Here is a 19,372-nt window from a genome sequence, read left to right on the forward strand (position 1 = left end):
GCCTAGTGGATGATACCTTGGCTGGTGGTATTGGGAGGTAACTGCGGCGAGAGTGCAGCGGGAGGCTCGGTAGCCTGGACGTTGCGCTCGTTTATTTCGCCGGTTTCCGGGTTGAACACCTGCCCGGCCTTGAGCCGCACGCTGCGGCCATTTTCGCGGATGGTGACAGGGATACCATTCTTGTTGACCTTGCCTACCTGCACCTGGCCGTTGTCGCTGCCTTCCTGCAATGGCTGGTGGTTGATCCAGACCGTGCCTTTACCGCCGTCGCTGCGCTGGATGTATCCCTGGACGCTGAGCGATTGAGGCGGCGCAGGTTCGAGAATAGGGTCGTCGGCTATCGGTGTTTCCGGGATGGTTGCCTGCTCCAGCAATTGTCCACGCTGATTTTGGCGCAGCCTGTCCAGCGCCTCGCGTTCGGCAGGCGTGGTAAACAGGCGCCCCAGCGGCTCTGCCGCCACGGAGAGCTGCGCTGCCAACAAGAGAACCAGAATCAATAAGCGCTTCATGGCATGGCTCCTGTGGCAGATTCGCGCAGGGTAAGCCAATCCAGCTCGCAAGTGGCGCTGGCGACGGGCGCGAGGATGGTCACAGTCGCTATGCCTATGCGCTGGATAGTGCAATCACGCAGGATGAAGGGGGTGGCCTGGCTGCGTCTGAGGCCGTCGAGCAGGGCCAGGAGGTCTTCTTCATGCAGCAACGAGAGTTCCAGCTTCATGATGGAGCGATATAGGGTGAATGGCGCGGTATTGCCGATCGCGTCAGATTGATATGGCGCTTGTGCGCCTATGCTGTATTTGATGCCAAACAGCCGCTGTGACTGATGAACGCTGCGCAAGGCATCCACCCACTCAATACGGCGCTCCTCGCCGATAAACCCCTGGTTGATGAGGCGCTTATAAACAGGCAGATAACGGATGATGTTTTCACGCTCCTGGTCTGACGAGAGCAGGCGTGATTTAGCCTGCATCAACTGGTTCTGTTGCTGCTGCAACCGTTGCGCGGCCTCATCCTGGTAATCCTGGGCATAGCTCACAATGACGACAGCAAAAATGCAGGCCACCAGCAGGGAAGCCGCAGGCAAGGCTAGTCGGTTCCAGTCCTGGCGGTCCAGTTTGATGAATGCGCTCATTGCCGCGCCTCCGGTTTCAGCACCAGCTTGAGCTTGAACACGGCTTTTTCATTTTGGGCCGCGCGCGCGTCCGAAGTGCTGCCCTGCAAGCTGGAGTAAGAACTTACATTCACGGGTTGCTGCACCACGGCGACTTCCAGCATGGTCGGATTCACCTTCAATGCTTCCGCAAACTGCTGCACGGTTTCCAGCGCGGCACGGTAGTCGCCATTGAACCCGCGGATTTCGCCCGTGACAAAGCCGATCTGGTACATTTCCCCGCTCTGGCTGGCCTGCGTGGGTTGTGCTGTCGCCTGTCCCTCTTCATCCTTGATGTTCAGATCCTGGCTCATCACCCAGCGCAGACGGTTGAGCTGGATAGTGCTCATCTGGTTTAGGATAGCCCCAAGCACCTGCATCATGCGGGCCGGGCTGGCCTCCTGCCTGAGGATGGCCTCGTAGGCATGGGCTGCCACCTGCAAATCCATGCCCTGGACGGGCGTGGCAGGGAAATTATTGGCTACCTCGTTATAACGCTGCTCCTGTATTCGTGTTTCCACCGCCAACTCATTTGTCCTCGTCGTATCTTGAATGGATTGCACCAGATACAGCAAGGTCAACAGCAACCCCAGCAAAGCTACCATCAGGGCAGATACCACCAGCGCCTTGCGCAGGAACTCCATCCTGTAGGTCTTGACCAGCGGCCCAGGCGCAAGGTTATCCGGCCTATAGCCACGCGCCAGCAATTGCATATGCACCAGCTCCGGCACTTCGCGCGCTTGCTCCAGCGGCAAGCCACTACTCTTTGCCAACTGGATGAGATCGACAGGCTCGCATTGCAGGCCTTGTTCCTGCTGGATATTGCGGCTGATCTGCCCAGCGTCCTCTTCGGGAGTCAACACCACAACCTTGAGCGCCGTTTCCCGCGTGATCAGGCGCTGGCTCAGGAGATATAGCCGGGCTTTATCTGTTTCCACAAGGTGGAAGTAGCCGATCTGCTGATGCGCCTCCGGCGGTATCTGCACCAAACGGCTGAGCCGCAGCCTGCCTTGGTGCAGGTAGCTCTGACGCAGGCCGGAGGATAATTGCTCGCTAAACAGGATATCGCCGGTTTTGTACTTGAGCTTGTTCAGCAAAAGCTGGCTGACCATGGGCAAGCTATAGACCCCGGCAAGCGGCGCCTGCTGCTGGGAGATGATATCCAGCCATGGCTGCAAGAATTCGGTATTGTTCAGCGCGACGAAGAGGAAACGGTCGTCGCGGCGTTTGTCCCGCTCGCGGTTGAGGAACTGCGCCGCGCGGAATACCGTGCCGCGATAGGATTGGTTGAGCTTGCGTTGTAGCAGCTCCGCGCGTGAACGCCCGGAGGTGTGGGGCAGGGTTTCCAGATGGAAATCTTCCTCCTGCGCATCCACCATGAGATAGATCGGCGCGAAGCGGCGGCCCGCCAAGAACTCGGCAAATGCGAGATGGCCCTGCGCCTGGTTGCTGAATATTTCCACCTCGCGCAAGCGGCCCAGGCGCCACCGCCCGGCGATCAGCCGGTCATGCGTTGCACAGAGAATAAGTCGCTCGAACATAAGACCTATAACTTGAGTTGACTGAAGGAATCGTACACCGGACCGAGCACGGAGAACATGATCAGGGCCAGGATGGCACCCAGCACCACGGTCAGGGCAGGCTCGATCATCTTGAGCAACCTTTCCACGGATTCATTGACATCCCTGTCATAGAAATAGCTGACGTTGAGCAGGGCCTTATCCAGTCCGCCAGTGCTCTCGCCCACTCTGATCATGCGCACCACCAGCGGCGGGAACAGGCCGACATTACGGAAACTGTCACTCATGCTTTCGCCCGCATTGATCTGGTGCAGGGCGCGGTTCAGTGCTTCCGCCACCACGCGGTTATCGACAATTTCCTCGCAGTTGCGCAGACCATCCAGCACTGGAATGCCGGTTTGGTACATGAGCGCAAAATAGCGCGAGAAGCGCGCGAGGATAATCTTATTGAGGATTTCCCCTGTTACCGGCAAATGCAGCTTGGCAAAATCATAGCGGTAACGCGCCTCCTGGCTGCGATGGATGGCAATGCCGAGCGCCATCGCCGCCAGTGCAGGCAAGCCCAGCATCAGCCACCAATATTCCACCACCGCATTGGAAACCGCGATCAGGATACGCGTCTGTAAAGGCAATGCCTGGCCCATATTGTTAAGGAACGAGACCATCTGCGGCACAAGATAGACCATGAGGAATATCACGGCAGACAAAACCACCACCAGCACGAATGCGGGATACACCAGCAGCTTGCGCGTTTGCGCAATCAGTTCATCCTGCCATTTCAGGGTGTCCGCAAGATGGCGGAAGATATCCGGCAGGCGGCCCGTCTGCTCCCCGGCCTTGACCAGGCTCACGAACACGCGGTTGAACACGTCGGGGTGCTCGGCCAATGCTTGAGAAAGCATTTTGCCGCCTTCCACGGATGACACCATGGAGCCTATGGTTTTCTGGAAATTGGGGTTGGTCGTGCTGTCGCGCAAATCCACCAATCCTTCGAGCAGCGGCACGCCGGCGCTCGTCAATTGCTCAAGCTGGAAACAGAAAATCACCAGGTCCTGCAAGCTGACCTTGCGGCGGCTGAACAACGACGGGCGCGTGCTGGAAGGCCGGAATGTAATCAGATCCAATCCGACACGCTTGAGCCGCAATTCCAGGTCAATCTCGTTCAGGGCGTCAATCTGCCCATGCGTCGTCCTGCCTGTCTGATCAACCGCCTTGTAGCTGAAGGTAGGCATGTGCGGGCGTTCTATTGAATCCGGCTGGTCAGGTCGATGACCCGCATCACTTCAGATAGGCTGGTATGACCTTCAATGATGCGCCGGATGCCGTCTTCCGCCAGCGTGGTAAAGCCCTTTCGCAGGGCCAGGTCGCGCATTTCATCAAAATGCGCGCGGCGCGCCACCAGTGCATCCATATCGCTATCGACCCGCAACAGCTCCATGATAGCCATGCGCCCGCGATAACCGGTATATGCGCAATGCTTGCAGCCGACCGCGCGGTAGATGTGTTGATCCGGGCCAATGCTCTTGCCAAGCAGCTTGCGCTCATCGTCGTCCAGCAAATAAGCTTCCTTGCAGTGTTGGCACAAAACGCGCACCAGGCGCTGCGCCACCACGCCGATGATGTTGCCTGCCATGATGTCAGGCGAAATACCGATATCGAGCAAACGGGGGAATGTCCCTAATGCCGAATTGGTATGCAGCGTGGTAAACACCTGGTGCCCAGTCATGGCCGCGCGGAATGCCATGGTGGCGGTATCGGTATCGCGCACCTCACCAACGAGGATGATGTCCGGGTCCTGACGCATGATGGAACGGATGCCGTTGGCAAAATCCACCTTGTTCACCTCTGCCACCGAGGTCTGGCGCATCATGGTCACCGGATACTCCACCGGGTCTTCCAGGGTCATGATATTGACCCCTTCGGTATTGAGGAAGGACAGCAGAGAATACAGCGTCGTGGTTTTGCCGCTACCGGTCGGGCCTGTCACGATTAGGATGCCTTCCGGCCTGGTCATCATGAGCTTCAATTCATCCAGCGCCTGCTCGCGCAAACCCATGCGGTCCAGCGGAATAATCGACTTTTCGCGATCAAGCACGCGCAACACAATGTTCTCGCCATGGATCGTGGGATGGCTGGCGACGCGAAAATCAATCGGCCTGCCCGAGAGATTCATGTTCAGCCGCCCATCCTGCGGCGAGCGGGTTTCCGCGATGTCCATGCCGCTGATGACCTTGAGGCGCACGGCAATGCCCGGCCAGTAGGTCTTGTGCAGGCTGCGCACCTGCTGCAATACGCCGTCGATGCGGTAGCGGATGCGCAGAAAAGCATATTCGGGTTCGAAATGGATATCCGAAGCGCCCTTTTTCACCGCATCCATAAGCAGGGCTCCGACCAGGCGCACCACGGGCTGGGTATATTCATCGCCGCCGGATTGCAGGCTCTGGTAATCGATCTCGCCGGTTTCGATCTCGCGCAGGATGCCATCGACGGAAAGCTCATAGCCATAGAACTGGTCGATATAGTCCTCAAGCTGCGCTTCCGCCGCCAGCACCGGCTTGACCAGAACCTGAGAGCCCAACGTGGCGCGCAATTGGTCGAGCGCGACCACATTGAACATATCGGACATCGCCACCGTCAACTGGCGGATATTGGCATCGAACGCAACAGGCAATAGATGGTAGCGGCGGGCAAAGCCCTCCTGCACCATCTTCAGCGCCTCACCATCAGCCACCACAGTCGAGAGATCAATACTCTCCTGGCCTATGGTATGCGCCACCAGGTCGCGCACCACGGCCTCGGTGACGAATCCCAGGCGCACCAACTGACGGCCCAGGGGAATATTGCTCTGCTCCTGCTCCATGAGCGCGATGCGCAACTGGTCCTGACTGATCAGGCCCTGTTGTACCATCAACTCTCCTAGCCGGAGCTTGCGTCGCTGTTCTGCCATGAATGAATCTTAAATATCCGTTATGTTTCAGCGGGGATCAGGCCGGGCGACATTTCTTCCCCGGCCAGCGAAAATACTATTGAAGCTGGCGTATCCTGGCAGCCAGTTGCGCCGGATTCACGGCGGTGGAATTCCCGCCAGCCAGCAATGCCTGGGTCTGCTGATAATATTGCAGCGCCAAGCTGGATTTACCCAGTTGATCGAGGCTGACTGCCAGGTTGAACGCATATTCGGGATTGGCGGCATCAAGGTGATGCGCCTGGAAAAAGGATTGTTGCGCCAGCGCCCACTGCCCCTGCTCAGCATAATGGTTGCCCAATGCCGCATGCAAATAAGCCGCCTGCGGTTGCTGGCTGATGAGATTCTTAATCTTGGTTTCGCTGCTCAATGGATCGGCCTGCCCCTGCAGCTCCAGCAAGGCGGCCTGCGCCACGCCGTTACGCGGTTCCACCTGCTGCACTTGCTGATACCAGCCTATCGCGTCCTGCTGGCGATTCTGTCGCGCGGCAATGGCGGCCATGCCCAGCAAGGCGTCGATATTGCGCACATCCGCCTGCAACGCCTGCCTATACGCCTGTTGCGCGGCTGTATCGTCGCCACGGTTGAAGGCGTCATAGCCTTCAAGCACATGCTGATTGACCGTCATGGCAGGTCGGTTGCGCGTGACAGCGACATTACTATTGGCAGTCTGTTTGGGTGGCTCGCCAAATACCGGTGGAACAGCTGGCGCGGCTACTGCCGGCCTGGAAACAGGCGCAGCAGCCTGAACTGTCTGTTCTGTTGTGTCCTGCGCTGCTCCTGGCTCGCTGGCTTCTGCCGCCGAATCAGCGACAGGAGCATCCTCAATGCCGTCCTGCTGCACCTCAACTAACGGTTGCATCGTATTGGCCTCCGGCGCTGCACCCAACGCAGCGGCCGGCCGTGGCACGATTACTTCCGGCTGGGATAGCGAATTGACATACCAAAGCATTGCTCCGCCAATCAGCAGCACAACCAACAGCAACAACAACCCGATCACCAAAGAAGAAATACGCAGTTCAGGCCTGGCAGAAGCAGCCCTTGCCGCAAAAAGCCGAGCGGCCTGTTGCTGCGCCGCGTGTTCTCCTGCCAGGGACTGCTGAGAGGAAACATCAGTTTCCTCCTGGGCGGACGAAGCCGCGTAACTGCCGTGCACCGGCTCGCGCGGAGCAAGGTCGAGCAGCAAATCCTCTGCCTCCGCTTTTTCCAGCGGCTGCTGTCTGCCCTGCTCAGCCTTTTGCAATGCGTTAATTAACAGACTCATCAATCAACCTCTGCAATTGCTGCGCAGGCAGGTATTGCTTGTAGCCGCTCAGTTCTTCACTTTCCAGGCTGGCATTCTGGATCACGACGGGACGCAGGAAGATCACCAGCTCGGTCTTGACATTGAAATTGCTGCGGGCGGTGAACAGCTTACCCACCAGCGGCACCTTGGAAATGCCGGGCACCTTGTCTGTCGCCTGCTGGATATTGTCCTGCATCAACCCTCCCAGCACAGCGGTGTTGCCGCTGTTGATGCGCAACATGGACTCGAATTCCCTCACCTGGATTTGGGGAATCTCGCTAATAATTCGTGTAGTGCCTACCATCAACTGCGGGTTGGGATCTTCCACATAGCGCAATACACGTGAAATGGTGGGTCGGATATTGATATTCACCGCGCCGTTATCATTGATTTGAGGAGTCACGCTCATCACCACGCCAACCGGCACCGTATTCGGTGTCGTCGTTACCGATTGCAGGTTAGTAGAGCCTTGCCCAACACCTTGGGAAACCTGGGATTGAATCGTGAAGTAAACCAGGTTATCCACTACTTTCAACACGGCTGTTTGATTGTTCAGCACCATCAGCTTGGGACTGGAAAGCACTTTGGTATCGCCAAATCGCTGCAATAATCTCAGGTTGAAATCCACATTACTGTTATCGCTCGAATAACCGATGCTAAAAGGAGCCACTGTTCCGGCTGTACCCGCAACGCCAGCAGGCGTCATCAAAGTGCTCAAGCCTAATTGATTGGTCATATTGATGCCATTGCCCAGCTTTGTCCAATCTATCCCTGCTTGGTAAGTATCATTCAGCGTCACCTCGACAATGGACGCCTCGATCAGGACCTGGCGCTTGGCGCTATCCATCACCTTATCAAGGAACTCCTGCACTTTTTCATGCTGACGATGGGTGGCGCGCACGCTGATGATGCCTGTCTCCGGACTAGCTATGACAGTGGCCGCAAACAGGGTCTTGTATTCGGTACGCGCCTCATCGCGCTCCTGGACAGTATTACGTGGTGCAGCCTGCGCCCCATCGCCGGCTTCAGCAACGACAGCTTCATTGGATTGAGATGAACCCGTACCGGTACGGGTGATGATGACCTCTTTATCCGTTTCAGCCAGGATATCCTTGAGGTTCTGCACCAATGTTTCCCAGAAGTGATTGGTGGCCAGGCTGTTGACAGCAGTACGCGAACTGTTCGCCGCGCCTGTGCCAGTGCTTGAGGAAGTACTGGATGATGTGCTGCCGCTCGTGCCGCTGGTCGTCGAAGCACTGCGGCCTGTGCTGGCGATCTCTGCCGCCGCGCCGATAAAACCCGTGGTATCGCGCGACATGTTGACGTAATCCACCTTGTAACTGCGCAGCACCGGCATATCCGGCGTGATGCTGAGCACATTGCCATCGACGCGGTAGGTCAAATCCACCTGCTTGGCGAGACGCTCCAAGATGGCAGGCAGGGTCTGGTCAACGGCATTGAGCGTGGCGCGGCCCTGAATCGCTGGGTGGATATCAATATTGAGCTTGCTTTCACGTGCCAGCGCGAAAAGGATTTCCTTCACCGGCACATCATTGACCACTACGCTATAGGTCTGCTCCTTGACTCTGGGCTTGGGTGGCGGCAGGTAATTGCTGCTCTTGACCGGCTTGGGAATGTCCGCAGCCTGCACCACTGCTGGCGGACCGTTATCGATATGGCCTTCAGATGGCGCAACGGCGGATTGGTGGGCACAACTTGTCAGGCCAAGCATGCATGGCAGAATCAGAATGCTGGCAACTCTTGGCAATTGGCCGGACAACGTCTCACTCCCTTTTATTGATGGTTTTGGGTCTTATAAACTCTGGAGTTTATCCCACAATCACTATCTGATGGCAACCAAGCTATTGATGTTGCGCCACTTCTTCCCGGACGCCCGCAATCGTGCGCAACTGGGCGCCTGCTTGCAGCTCTTCCGGCAACGACTCGAGTTCCGCCAGCGCAGCCTGGCGGTTTTCGTATGCGCCATACCATATATTAACGCTGGGTTTGCCATCGACTTTAGTCGCCGAAGCATATAGATCATCCAGCACCAGCCGCGACCATACTGGTTGCAGGTATTGTTCCACCCTCGCCTCTTCAGCGTCGCGCATCAGTTCTATGGTGAGATGGCCGGGCGGCACAGCCGCCAGCCAGGCAGGCGTAAGACCTTCACGTTGCGCTATCATCCCGGCGATATCCTGCGTCACTGCTGGCTCCGGTTTTTCCTCAGCCGACGGTTCCGCCACTGTGGCAACAGGCGCTGGCAATATATTGTCGACAGTGAATAATTGCCGCTGCCATGCTATATAGGCGGTTATTCCCACCATCACCAGCAACAATGCGACTACAGTCCATAACATGGGCCAGCGCCTGGCGCGCGGCATTTCACTGGCAAACTCGCTGTCGCGGATAGCGGCAGTGACGTGCTTCGGCGTCACCTGATAGGTATTGGCGGCAAACGCGGACAGCAATGCCTTGTCCGCGAGGATATTGATTCTGCGCACCAATCCCTGCGCAGTTTCCGCCAGCCGCTTAACAGCGCGCCTAGTAAATAGCGGCGGCCCATGATAGCCAGCGGCGCGTAGACGGAACATCAGGTATTCCGACACTTCATCCTTATTCAGCGGGCCAAGATAAAAACTATGGGTGACCCGTTCCTTGAGCTGGCGGATTTCCCTTTGGTTCAGGTTGTCATCCAGCTCCGGCTGGCCGAACAATACAATTTGCAGCAGCTTGTCGTGGCGCGTTTCCAGGTTGGTCAGCAGACGAATTTCTTCCAGCGTCGCGAGCGGCATGCCTTGCGCCTCTTCGACGAACACCACGACCCGGCGCTTGGCCTCATGTTTTGCCAGCAATGTTTGTTGCAACTGCTGCATCACTTCCAGCCTGCTCAATCCTGGTGGGATATCCAGCCGCAACTCCAGCGCAATCGCATGCAATACGTCTTCGGGCGCCATGCTGGGATTAGCCAGATAAACATTGTCCACATGCTCCGGCAACTGCATCTGCAGCATGCGGCACAGCATGGTCTTGCCACTGCCCACTTCCCCGACTACCTTGACGATGCCCTCGCCATGCAAAATGGCGTAGCGCAATGCCTCCAGCACGGCGCCACGATTACCTCCGCCAAAGAAAAAATCCGTGTTGGGCGTGATCTTGAAAGGCGGCTCTTTCAGGCCGAAATGTGCGTAATACACTATTCGCCTTTGTAATCCTGCTGCAACTGGATACGGCTATAGAGCGTCGTGCGGTTGATGCCCAGCAGCTTGGCCGCCTGGCTCAGGTTGCCATGGGTGATCTTCATTGCCGCGTCCACATAAGCACGCTCCCAGGATTTCAGCACCTGGTCGAGATTGACATTGGCTTGAGTCTGTAAATGCTTGATCACCTGGCTGGACATGGCAGCTTCGTCCGCGATCAGCAACACATCTGCATTGCCGCTGACACTGTTTGAGGCGATGCCTGCATGCATGAGATCAAGCTCGGCGGCCAATTGGGCGTCCGTGACCATCTTGCCCGAATATTTGGCCACCAGGCGAATAATGATGTTGCGCAGTTCGCGCACATTGCCTGGGAAATGATAGTCCAACCAACGCTGCCTGGCCTGCTCATCCAGCGTGAAAGGCTGCTGGCCGGTTTCACGCGCATAGAATTGATTAAAGTGTTCCAGCAGCAGATAACGATCCTGCTCCAAATCACGCAACGGTGGGACGCGCACGGAAAAAACGCTCAGGCGGTGGTAGAGATCAAGCCGGAAACGGCCTTCGCGAACCTCCTCGCGCAAATCGCGATTGGTCGCCGCTACAATGCGGGCGCGGCTGCGGCGGGTCTGGGTTTCGCCTATGCGCTGGTATTCGCCGTTTTCCAGCACGCGCAGCAGCTTGGCCTGCAACTCCAGCGGCAATTCGCCGATTTCATCCAGGAACAAGGTACCTTCCGCTGCATCTTCAAAATAGCCGCTATGCGCATTGGCCGCGCCAGTAAAGGCGCCCTTGCCATGCCCGAACAGGATGGATTCCGCCAGGTTTGGGGAAATCGCCGCGCAATTCAACGAGAGATAAGGCTGGGCAGAACGACGGCTGAAACGGTGAAAGCAACTTGCCACCAGCTCCTTTCCGCTGCCAGACTCCCCTTCGATCAACACCGGGAAAGGCGCATCGGCAAACTGCGTGATCTGCGTGCGCAAGGTCTGCATGGGCAGGCTATTGCCCAATAATCCCCAGCCATCTTCTGCGCTGGCCGTTTCGCCGCGCTCCACATCCTGTAGTTTGAGCGCATTGTGCAGCAACTCGCGCAAACGCTCCACATCGCAAGGTTTGGGAATAAAATCCACCGCGCCCAGTGCCAGCGCATGTTTAACGTTGGCCTCTTCGTTCTGGCCGGATAGCACGAGAATTTTCATGGTCGGCGCATGCGCGAGCAATTCGCCAATTACCTTGAAACCCTCATCAGGCTTGTGAGGCACGGGTGGCAAGCCCAAGTCCACCAGCGCCAGCGGCGGTGGATTTTCAAGCTGCCGCAACAGGCTTCTGGCCTGCATGCGCGACTCCGCGACATATACTTCAAAATCCTTGCCAAGCAGGAAATGTAGGGTATCAGTAATCAGGGGATCATCATCAATGATGATTAATGCAGGGAGCTGAGCTGCCATCAGAACTGCTTTCGATAAATCAAACCGGGGGAGAAAATGAGTAAAAGCATGGCGCTACTATAAGCATAACGCCCTGTTCACACAAGGTTACAGGAAGCCCGGCAATCCATTGAAATGCGGTTTTATATCGGCGGAACAACTCTGCAGGAATATGAAAATAAAGGCCGGAATTTTTACCGGGAAGTCGTCAAGCTTGCAAAAAGTCGATCCATCCGGTCTTTTTCACTTTTCTCCTGCTTGATGGCATAGCTCAGGAAAATATAAATCATGGCATTGAAAGGCAAGGCAATAATGCCGGACGTCAATCCAAACGGCAGTGCATGGGAGTAGAAAATCTCCATATATACCGCAATGGCAAATCCGGCGCTCATGCTGTAGAAGGCCGCATATTTATTTCCGCGTTTCCAGAATATCCCCAGGAATTGCGGCACGGCCAACTGGATGATTCCCTGGTATGCCAGCACTGCCAGTGAGAATAAAGACGGTATATGCAAACAGGCCAACCATGAGCAGCCTAGCGTAATGATAAACATGCAAATCTTGGAGATCGCAATCAGGTATTCAGAGGACTTGATGCCGGCGCTCTTGAATATATCGTTGGCTATTTGCGCACCGGTGGCCTGTATATGACCGTCGATATGCCCCATGGATGCGGCCAGCACAATCACGCCAGCAATGCCGAGCAGAAAATAGCCGCCAGCCTGTCCAGCGACAATAAACCATACGCCCGCTGGATCCCTCGACACCTCGGGCAGTGCCGAGGCCAACATGCAGAACACCAGCAAGGAAGTGGTGAAAAGGAATGAAATCGGCACCGTATGCGCCGCGGATTTCTTGATGGTATTCACATCCTTGGCGGTGAACAGCCGGATGAAGATATAGGGCCAGCACCATCCTCCCAGCGTGCCTGTCAATACGATTGAAAACAGATACAGCGGGCCTTCCTTATCTCCCAGCCCCGGCAAATGGAAGTGCGATATCGGTAGAGAATCGAATCCTATATGCTTGACCAGCACCAGCCATAAAATCAGCGCTATCAGGACTGCCGTTCCGAAGATATAGGCCACTATGCCCTGGTAGTAATCTGAAATGATGATGCCTTTCATGCCTATCCTGATTGTCCATATCTGGCGGAGCGCGATGACCACGACGCCGATAAAGACCGACTGGGCAAAACTCAGCTTCCCCAGGGACAGGAATTTGAAAATCACGCCCAATGCCTGCATGCTCAGCACCAACATTGGCAGCCCGGACAAAATCCCGATGATGGCAGTGACAATGCGGATATTGTTCGAGTTATAGCGCAAAGCAAAAAAATCCGGCTGCGTCTTGAGGTCGAAAGCTTTGCCCCATGTCCACACTGGTTTCGCCATGATGTACATGAGGATCAAGGTCAGCAGACTATAATTCAGCACATAAAACGACATCACGCCGTTGGTGACCGCCATGCTGCCCCAAGCAGTAAACATTGCACCCGGATACCAGGTGTTCAGCAGGGACATAGTTTGGTATTTGGCACTAAATGTCCGGTTGCCGATGACATAATTCGAGAAATTGAACGATTCAGTACCTATTCTCTGCAGGATAAAAACCAGCATCAGGAGCGCGAACAACAAGACCCCGAAGGTAATGATCATAACCGCTGCTCTATCCAACTAGCATAAATCACGCTCATGCCGCAGGAGGCACTCACAGCGAGAAAGTAAATCAGGGTCAGCGGCAAGCCTGCAATGCTGTATTGTTCATCAAGCACCAGATAGATGGGTGGAAACAGCGTAGCAATCGCATTGATCAAAAACCATATCCTGACGATCAACCTATGATTCATTTCCACCTGTATTCACCCTACCAGCCAGTTTCTAAACAAAAACCAGCAGCATCGATACCTTATTGTCTGAAGCCAATGATCCAATCACCTGGATTTCCGCATCCCGGTGCTTTTTCCCATTTTTGCTGTTGATCAATAATGTGCCATGTATGCTCCTGGCTTCCCCTTGCTCACTAATTTCAAGTATTTCCTGCACTGTTTCCTCGCTGAACAATTCAGCCAAGGGCATATCCTTTATTTGCGTATCCTTGATCTTTAGCAACGAAGCCAGCCTCTCATTCATCCGCTGTATACCCGCCGCATTAAAATCCGCCACGCCGAAAGACCCTTGCTGATAGATGAGCTGCAATTGCTCATGACTTCTTCGCAAGCGCCGCTCTGTCACTTTTAATTCGGAGATATCCTGGTTCACCTCGATCGCACCAATGATTTCTCCCTTGTTATCCAATAATGGGGTGGCATACATGATGATGCTCCTCTGCACGCCGTCAAACGCCTCTATATTGACCACCTCGGCATCGCTTACCTCGCCGGTTTTCACCGCGCGCGCCAGCGTCCAGTCATCCTTGGTCAGCGCCTTGCCGTTCTTTTCCCAGCTACCTTTATACATGCCGTAGTTTTCCAGGCCCACAAACTTGGCTCCGCCCCAGATCCGAACCACCTCCGGGTTTGCAAGGCTAATGACACCGCGCTCATCCGCAAACCAAAGGCCGACGGGAATGGTTTCAATAATTTTCCGCAGGGTGTATTCGCTGCGCTCCAGGGCAAATTCAGCCCGCTTTCTCTCCGTGATATTGGTGGTCACTCCAATAACGCGGATAGGCACGCCTTGCGAATCCACAATCAATTTCGCCCGCGACGCAAACCAGCGCTCTTCCCCGGACGTTTCCAGCTTGAAATCCCAGAAATAGACTCGCTGCGCGCCAAACAACTCAACCAGCTCTTCAAGCGGCAATGCCTCAAACGGGGCAAAGGTTGTCCTGATCGCATCCGGCTGCTTGCCGAATACCTCCTCGGCGTTGGCAGAGAATGTTCCGGTCCCGGTCAATGTGTTCCATTCCCAATTCACGATCTGCGCCATTTCGAGCGCTGTCCTCATCCTGGCCTCATTCTCCATGATCTGGTCGAGGTATTCCCGCCGCAAATCAGTCTCGGCCTCGTTTTCAGCAACTGCGCCGCTCGCCGAGCGTATCGCATCGTCGCCATAGCGGAGCCAGATCCAGTTCACCTCCAAATAATTGGCGAGCGCCAACAGGTTTGCATACTCAATTTCCCCACCCTTCGTCCATCGATGCACAGAAGTAGGGGTTGTTCCTATCGCTTGCGCTACTTGCGCCAAGGTCAGTTCTTTTTGATCAATCAATGCCCGCAAGCGATCAGAGAAGCCGTTTTTCTTCATTAATACCCTTTAAGATCAATTTGTTAGAAAGGATTTTCTTTCAACCTTTCACACCTAATCCTGATCTTATCACGCCTCTCTATACCTCAATACGACTCTGTTTATTACTTTACACGTAAAAAATTACTTTACAAGTAATTTTTATGGTCGTATAAATGCAATTGTCACTGCCGGAAGGCTGTGCAAATTCCAGCTATGCATACGGCATACCTGAACCACTCAAACCTTAAACAGACGGAGAATTTGATGAAAAAGTCTTTACTGATCAACCTGTTGATCGCTTCACTCGGCCTTGGAGCAGCACTGTCAAGCCATGCGCATGGCGTAGAGATGAAGGAAGGATCCAAGCAACTGAAATACATCAAGAACGGCGAAAAAACACCGGTCAAAACCCAGCTTGAGCAAGGTATCAACGCCTATTTTGACGACGTCGTGGGTTCTAACGATCCGCAAGCACCAATCGCATGCGGCTTGTTTCGCATCGAGAAAGGCAATCCTTTGGTCTACACCTACGACTACGACGATATCAAGCTCGTCCTGAACGGCTCGATTACATTCTCGGATGGCAAGCAAACAGTAGAAGGCAAGAAGGGTGATGTGCTGTTCTTCCCCAAAGGCTCAACCATTACCTTCTCAACCAAGACTTCTGGCCTAGCCTGGGCCTGTGGCCAAAGAAAACTGTTCTAAACCGCTCATCACTATTACTACATATATAAGATTTTCGAGGAGAAACAAAAATGAGCACGAGAAAGCAGGATTTAATTGCTGCTTTCTCCCTTTGCATGTCGATGCTTGCCACTGGGCACACACATGCAGAGGGAGCAAGCGCACCCCTTACGGATTTAACGAGCGGGGATCCATTCTTTTATACAAGCGACCAGAATATTGCTCCCGGCGACAAGCTTGAGAGCATTCTGGGCGCAGGCAGGCCGAACAAGACCCATTCTGCGATACCGCATCTACCGGTCTATTTCGGCTACATGAGCACAAATTCCACTTACCGCTTTGTGAATATTGTCGAGCAGGTGTTCACCATGATTGGCGAAGGCAAGCATGGAGTCTGGCGCGCGCAGGAATCGGGCTATGTCAGGGAGTATCTGAAAAAAGGCCAAACCGGTTTGCGAGATGGCAGTGATCTCATGGCGCCGCAGAACCAGAAAGTCATTACCGAGCGCTACAGTTCCATCCTGCCCGATGAAGGCTGGTCAGGTTACAAATACCCCGATCAACGCATCGCCGCCGATGGTTCACTGAACTTCATTGATCTGCCCATCAATCATCCCAAGTATCAGGGCAAATATGGCGACCACACCCCGATCGACCTGCCCACCTGGTACTGCACGATGTCAGAGAATGATTACCCTTATGCCGAGAATGCGATGAACTTCGCTTTCGCCCAGGAGGGTGCCAACAAGATTGGGCCGCTGGGTAAACGCGCCGGGCTCGATGTAAAAGAAAACTATACAAAAGTCCTGCGATTACAGCATCTTCCAGATGCAGCCTCCTGGATTAACACAGGCCAGAAAAACCAGGATCAATACCACCCTCAATGGGCAAGCGTCGATTCCAACAAGACAAATAGCGAGTATTACATTGTAGAACGGACGTTCTTCAACCACCCATTCCTCTTCGTCCTGGCGGTTTTTGATAACCAGGACAACCAGGATTTCCGCTATATCCGTCCTGATGGACCCTATTATGAAGCCATCAAATCCAAGCTGAATGCTTCGGCCATCAAGACTGAAGTAACGGCGCACCCACGGTTCTGGCTGAAAGATGGTTCACTGCATGAAGCAATAGGCTTGCCAGTATTCGGCGTCCATCATCCTGATCGCGCCGCTTATGGCGGTGGCGGAGCCTGCCCATTCAAGGGCGGTGATTACGGCCGCTATCCTGAAGTATCGGCTGGCTCAGGATGGCCAACCCAATATGAAGAAATAACACCACTTTGCGACGCAGTACTGATTGACATCAAGTTCTATTCAAATCTGGATGGACGTGACTGGACAGACCCCGCCAAATACCTGGCCAATGCAGGCAAAGGCACCAAAACCATCACCTACAAGATGAAGCCAGGCAAGTATGGCGAATTCACAGACCCATACAACAAGAAGCGCGGGGCGACCAACGTGGAAAGCAAGGAAGTGCCATCCACATTGACGCTGACCTATCCATCCGTCAGCAAGCCAGTCAGCTACGTGCAACCGCCCCCACTACCGAACGTGGCAGGCCCGGTTCCGACTGCTGCTTCCACTTGCCGTCCAGTTATTGCGCAAAAATCATTAGAAAAAGGAGTATTGACGAAATGAGTAAGAAATTTGGCTGTTTGTTGTACGTAGCACTTTCTGTAACGCTTGCATCGAATGCATATGCGGAGCAGCAAGGAGAGCAAGAGGTGATAGAGGGCGTTTCTGAAACAGGCCCGGTCAAGGCCGCGAAGGAATCCACCGATTTTTCGCGCTATCTGGATGGCGATACATTATTGGGAGGCAAGTTCACTACCTGGCTGGAACTCGCTTCAGATTATGTATTCAGAGGCACTTCCGAAACCAATGATGGCAAGATACCTTCCATCAAGGGCGCCATCACCTGGACGCATCCAAGTGGATTTTATGTAGGCTATTATGGCGCCAACAATCTGTTTCCGGGCACCGATTCCGCAGGAAACAATCCCGATATCAATGCCTTGTGGGGACCCTATATTGGCTATAGCACCAAGGACATAGCCGGTACAGGCATCAATTACAACGGGATGTTCTTCAAGTATATCTATCCCGGATCAAGGGATAACAATTACACGGAGATGTTTAACTACCTTGATAAGCAATATGGCAAGTTAAATCTTAAATTTGAATATACCCCGACGATCACTGACTGGTTTGGCGTCAAGGATTTGCAATCTCACAATGTAGCCTTCCTGCCGAGCTATCTACTACCCTATGGCGTTACCGTTTCAGGCGGGGTTGGATATCAGTTCTTTCACAATGGCGGCCCGAGAATCGATGCCAACAACGACGGCAAGCAGGACCTGAACTGGTGGCATTGGAACATCGGGGTAAGCCGCAAGATGTTTGGCTATACCGTCGACCTGCGATATCACGACACTGATATCAAGAAAGGAGAGCATGATCTCTATGGCTCCGACCTAAGCTATAAAACAGTGAATAGCCGTTGGGTCATTGCGATATCCAAAACTTTCTAGCATTTTACCCTGGCCCGCGCCATACGAGTCCTGCGCGGGCAACAAGTCCCCCATCATCTCCAACCTACCCTCCCTTGTGGAGGGATTTTTTTGGTTAATGCGCATTAATCTTGCATACAATAACTAAAGACAGACACGCTTCCCACCGCTTCCAACTCTCTTACATTCATTGTCAAGCGAATCCAGCCTGTGCTACTTTTGAGTACATGAATAACGAAATCATTGAGCTCCTTCGCACCATTGCGAACAGTTTTCAAATGCGCATGAAAGAGCAGATCGTTTCAAACGATTCCGGCCTTTCTGCTTTCCAAGCTCGCCTTATCAATATCATTGGTCGCAACGACGGCATTGCCCAATTGACGTTAGGGTTACTCACCGAGCGGGACAAGGCCCAGATTGCCCGTGCCATCAATGAACTGGAGACCGCCGGGTTCGTGACACGCAGCCTGAATGAGGCTGACAAACGATCAAAGTGTCTCACTCTCACAGCAGCTGGCGTAGAGATGCACCTGCAACTAAACGCTATACGCGGACAATTGGCAATCGAGGCACTCAGCAGCCTGAGCAACGACGAGAAACACGCTTTGCATGCCTCGCTCCAGAAAGTAGCAACAAAGCTCATCACTCAAAACTAGCCACCAATTCATCCATCAAACCACCAATTGGTTGATTTAATCAACCAATTGAATTACAGTGATAGCCTGCTGTAAGGATGCGCAATGGAAAAACATCCCAGAGCAAACAGATGGTGATGCGATTGAGCATTTATGCATGATCGTTCCATTTCTCAGCCTGATCACCACACCTAAGACCCGCTATACCCGCCCTCTTACAAGCGCGTATAAAGGCCACGCTGATAGCATGAGGAGTAATGTCAAAGACTAGCCCTTGGCTGGCTCTAGGCGTTCCCTTAAGTACTTTAGGTATCAACCCAAGGACTAGCTCATGCTCCACCTTCCGGGCCCACTCAGCGGCCTCAGAGCGTGTTTTAAAGGACTTGGTTATATCAGGGTATCCCTTGCGCTGTATTCGGGCTTGCCATGAGCCACTAGAACGCTTACGGAATGTCGCCATAAGTTACTTCTCCAAAAGGACAGGAGAAGGACAAACAGCGTTATAGCTTAAGTCGGCCCAAAAGAGGGCTCCCTTAACTTATTGAATCACTGAGGGAAATTGGGGTGGCTGATCGGGCTCGAACCGACGACAACTGGAATCACAATCCAGGGCTCTACCAACTGAGCTACAGCCACCGCTGAAATCGGAAAAATCCGGAATATTTTAATGGCCTGCCCGACAGGAATCGAACCTGTAACCCCCAGCTTAGAAGGCTGGTGCTCTATCCGATTGAGCTACGGGCAGATTGTCGGGCAAT

At 54.1% G+C, this 19,372-nt stretch carries 16 protein-coding genes and 2 tRNA genes; 4 read left to right on the forward strand and 14 right to left on the reverse strand.

The window, feature by feature from the left end; translation table 11 throughout:
* Positions 1 to 2 precede the first annotated feature (2 nt).
* The 12 genes from V7Z75_RS12020 to V7Z75_RS12075 form a co-directional block, all read right to left on the reverse strand.
* The gene (locus V7Z75_RS12020; RefSeq protein ID WP_334108912.1) at positions 3 to 509 is read right to left on the reverse strand and encodes a hypothetical protein; all 507 of its coding nucleotides are present in this window, start codon (positions 507 to 509) and stop codon (positions 3 to 5) included.
* On the reverse strand, positions 506 to 1,132 hold the full coding sequence (locus V7Z75_RS12025) for a hypothetical protein (protein WP_334108913.1): 627 nt from the start codon (positions 1,130 to 1,132) through the stop codon (positions 506 to 508). The genes V7Z75_RS12020 and V7Z75_RS12025 overlap by 4 nt, the downstream gene beginning before the upstream one ends.
* Positions 1,129 to 2,691, reverse strand: a complete 1,563-nt coding sequence (locus V7Z75_RS12030) for a hypothetical protein (RefSeq protein WP_334108914.1) — start codon at positions 2,689 to 2,691, stop codon at positions 1,129 to 1,131. The genes V7Z75_RS12025 and V7Z75_RS12030 overlap by 4 nt, the downstream gene beginning before the upstream one ends.
* Before the next feature lie 5 nt (positions 2,692 to 2,696).
* Positions 2,697 to 3,902, reverse strand: a complete 1,206-nt coding sequence (locus tag V7Z75_RS12035; RefSeq protein ID WP_334108915.1) for a type II secretion system F family protein — start codon at positions 3,900 to 3,902, stop codon at positions 2,697 to 2,699.
* Positions 3,903 to 3,913: 11 nt separating this feature from the next.
* Entirely contained in the window at positions 3,914 to 5,617 is a 1,704-nt protein-coding gene (locus tag V7Z75_RS12040; RefSeq protein ID WP_334108916.1) for a GspE/PulE family protein, read from the reverse strand.
* Positions 5,618 to 5,693: 76 nt separating this feature from the next.
* On the reverse strand, positions 5,694 to 6,899 hold the full coding sequence (locus V7Z75_RS12045) for a hypothetical protein (RefSeq protein WP_334108917.1): 1,206 nt from the start codon (positions 6,897 to 6,899) through the stop codon (positions 5,694 to 5,696).
* On the reverse strand, positions 6,883 to 8,652 hold the full coding sequence (mshL, locus tag V7Z75_RS12050) for a pilus (MSHA type) biogenesis protein MshL (protein ID WP_334108931.1): 1,770 nt from the start codon (positions 8,650 to 8,652) through the stop codon (positions 6,883 to 6,885). Before mshL ends, V7Z75_RS12045 begins: the two co-directional genes overlap by 17 nt.
* A gap of 130 nt (positions 8,653 to 8,782) precedes the next feature.
* Positions 8,783 to 10,117: an ExeA family protein gene (locus V7Z75_RS12055; RefSeq protein ID WP_334108918.1), complete on the reverse strand. Its 1,335-nt coding sequence runs from the start codon at positions 10,115 to 10,117 to the stop codon at positions 8,783 to 8,785.
* Positions 10,117 to 11,571 (reverse strand): sigma-54-dependent transcriptional regulator, encoded by a 1,455-nt coding sequence (locus tag V7Z75_RS12060; RefSeq protein ID WP_334108919.1) that lies wholly within the window; start codon positions 11,569 to 11,571, stop codon positions 10,117 to 10,119. Before V7Z75_RS12060 ends, V7Z75_RS12055 begins: the two co-directional genes overlap by 1 nt.
* 173 nt (positions 11,572 to 11,744) lie before the next feature.
* Positions 11,745 to 13,208: a sodium:solute symporter family protein gene (locus V7Z75_RS12065; RefSeq protein ID WP_334108920.1), complete on the reverse strand. Its 1,464-nt coding sequence runs from the start codon at positions 13,206 to 13,208 to the stop codon at positions 11,745 to 11,747.
* Entirely contained in the window at positions 13,205 to 13,399 is a 195-nt protein-coding gene (locus tag V7Z75_RS12070; protein ID WP_334108921.1) for a hypothetical protein, read from the reverse strand. The genes V7Z75_RS12065 and V7Z75_RS12070 overlap by 4 nt, the downstream gene beginning before the upstream one ends.
* A 31-nt stretch (positions 13,400 to 13,430) precedes the next feature.
* Positions 13,431 to 14,798, reverse strand: coding sequence for a PAS domain-containing protein (locus tag V7Z75_RS12075; protein ID WP_334108922.1), 1,368 nt, complete (start codon positions 14,796 to 14,798; stop codon positions 13,431 to 13,433).
* A 246-nt stretch (positions 14,799 to 15,044) separates the two neighbouring features.
* Between V7Z75_RS12075 and V7Z75_RS12080 the strand changes: the two genes are divergently transcribed.
* The 4 genes from V7Z75_RS12080 (at position 15,045) to V7Z75_RS12095 (ending at position 18,635) form a co-directional block, all read left to right on the forward strand.
* The gene (locus V7Z75_RS12080; protein ID WP_334108923.1) at positions 15,045 to 15,485 is read left to right on the forward strand and encodes a cupin domain-containing protein; all 441 of its coding nucleotides are present in this window, start codon (positions 15,045 to 15,047) and stop codon (positions 15,483 to 15,485) included.
* A 50-nt stretch (positions 15,486 to 15,535) separates the two neighbouring features.
* Entirely contained in the window at positions 15,536 to 17,107 is a 1,572-nt protein-coding gene (locus tag V7Z75_RS12085) for a hypothetical protein (protein ID WP_334108924.1), read from the forward strand.
* Positions 17,104 to 18,000 carry a TorF family putative porin gene (locus V7Z75_RS12090; RefSeq protein ID WP_334108925.1) on the forward strand — a complete coding sequence of 299 codons (897 nt, stop codon included), beginning with the start codon at positions 17,104 to 17,106 and terminating at the stop codon, positions 17,998 to 18,000. The genes V7Z75_RS12085 and V7Z75_RS12090 overlap by 4 nt, the downstream gene beginning before the upstream one ends.
* A gap of 206 nt (positions 18,001 to 18,206) precedes the next feature.
* Entirely contained in the window at positions 18,207 to 18,635 is a 429-nt protein-coding gene (locus tag V7Z75_RS12095) for a MarR family winged helix-turn-helix transcriptional regulator (protein ID WP_334108926.1), read from the forward strand.
* Between the two features lie 539 nt (positions 18,636 to 19,174).
* Here the strand turns inward: V7Z75_RS12095 and V7Z75_RS12100 are convergent.
* A tRNA-His gene (locus tag V7Z75_RS12100) sits at positions 19,175 to 19,250 on the reverse strand.
* Positions 19,251 to 19,282: 32 nt separating this feature from the next.
* Positions 19,283 to 19,359, reverse strand: a tRNA-Arg gene (locus tag V7Z75_RS12105).
* Positions 19,360 to 19,372: the final 13 nt, after the last annotated feature.

This window comes from Methylobacillus sp. (assembly GCF_036844465.1).
In the GTDB taxonomy this organism is placed as follows: domain Bacteria; phylum Pseudomonadota; class Gammaproteobacteria; order Burkholderiales; family Methylophilaceae; genus Methylobacillus.

What these genes read in the sequence shown, in the direction of transcription:
- V7Z75_RS12020 (WP_334108912.1), bottom strand. Translation starts at nt 509, where the DNA reads ATGAAGCGCTTATTGATTCTGGTTCTCTTGTTGGCAGCGCAGCTCTCC.
- V7Z75_RS12025 (WP_334108913.1), bottom strand. Translation starts at nt 1,132, where the DNA reads ATGAGCGCATTCATCAAACTGGACCGCCAGGACTGGAACCGACTAGCC.
- V7Z75_RS12030 (WP_334108914.1), bottom strand. Translation starts at nt 2,691, where the DNA reads ATGTTCGAGCGACTTATTCTCTGTGCAACGCATGACCGGCTGATCGCC.
- V7Z75_RS12035 (WP_334108915.1), bottom strand. Translation starts at nt 3,902, where the DNA reads ATGCCTACCTTCAGCTACAAGGCGGTTGATCAGACAGGCAGGACGACG.
- V7Z75_RS12040 (WP_334108916.1), bottom strand. Translation starts at nt 5,617, where the DNA reads ATGGCAGAACAGCGACGCAAGCTCCGGCTAGGAGAGTTGATGGTACAA.
- V7Z75_RS12045 (WP_334108917.1), bottom strand. Translation starts at nt 6,899, where the DNA reads ATGAGTCTGTTAATTAACGCATTGCAAAAGGCTGAGCAGGGCAGACAG.
- mshL (WP_334108931.1), bottom strand. Translation starts at nt 8,652, where the DNA reads ATGCTTGGCCTGACAAGTTGTGCCCACCAATCCGCCGTTGCGCCATCT.
- V7Z75_RS12060 (WP_334108919.1), bottom strand. Translation starts at nt 11,571, where the DNA reads ATGGCAGCTCAGCTCCCTGCATTAATCATCATTGATGATGATCCCCTG.
- V7Z75_RS12065 (WP_334108920.1), bottom strand. Translation starts at nt 13,208, where the DNA reads ATGATCATTACCTTCGGGGTCTTGTTGTTCGCGCTCCTGATGCTGGTT.
- V7Z75_RS12070 (WP_334108921.1), bottom strand. Translation starts at nt 13,399, where the DNA reads ATGAATCATAGGTTGATCGTCAGGATATGGTTTTTGATCAATGCGATT.
- V7Z75_RS12075 (WP_334108922.1), bottom strand. Translation starts at nt 14,798, where the DNA reads ATGAAGAAAAACGGCTTCTCTGATCGCTTGCGGGCATTGATTGATCAA.
- V7Z75_RS12080 (WP_334108923.1), top strand. Translation starts at nt 15,045, where the DNA reads ATGAAAAAGTCTTTACTGATCAACCTGTTGATCGCTTCACTCGGCCTT.
- V7Z75_RS12085 (WP_334108924.1), top strand. Translation starts at nt 15,536, where the DNA reads ATGAGCACGAGAAAGCAGGATTTAATTGCTGCTTTCTCCCTTTGCATG.
- V7Z75_RS12090 (WP_334108925.1), top strand. Translation starts at nt 17,104, where the DNA reads ATGAGTAAGAAATTTGGCTGTTTGTTGTACGTAGCACTTTCTGTAACG.
- V7Z75_RS12095 (WP_334108926.1), top strand. Translation starts at nt 18,207, where the DNA reads ATGAATAACGAAATCATTGAGCTCCTTCGCACCATTGCGAACAGTTTT.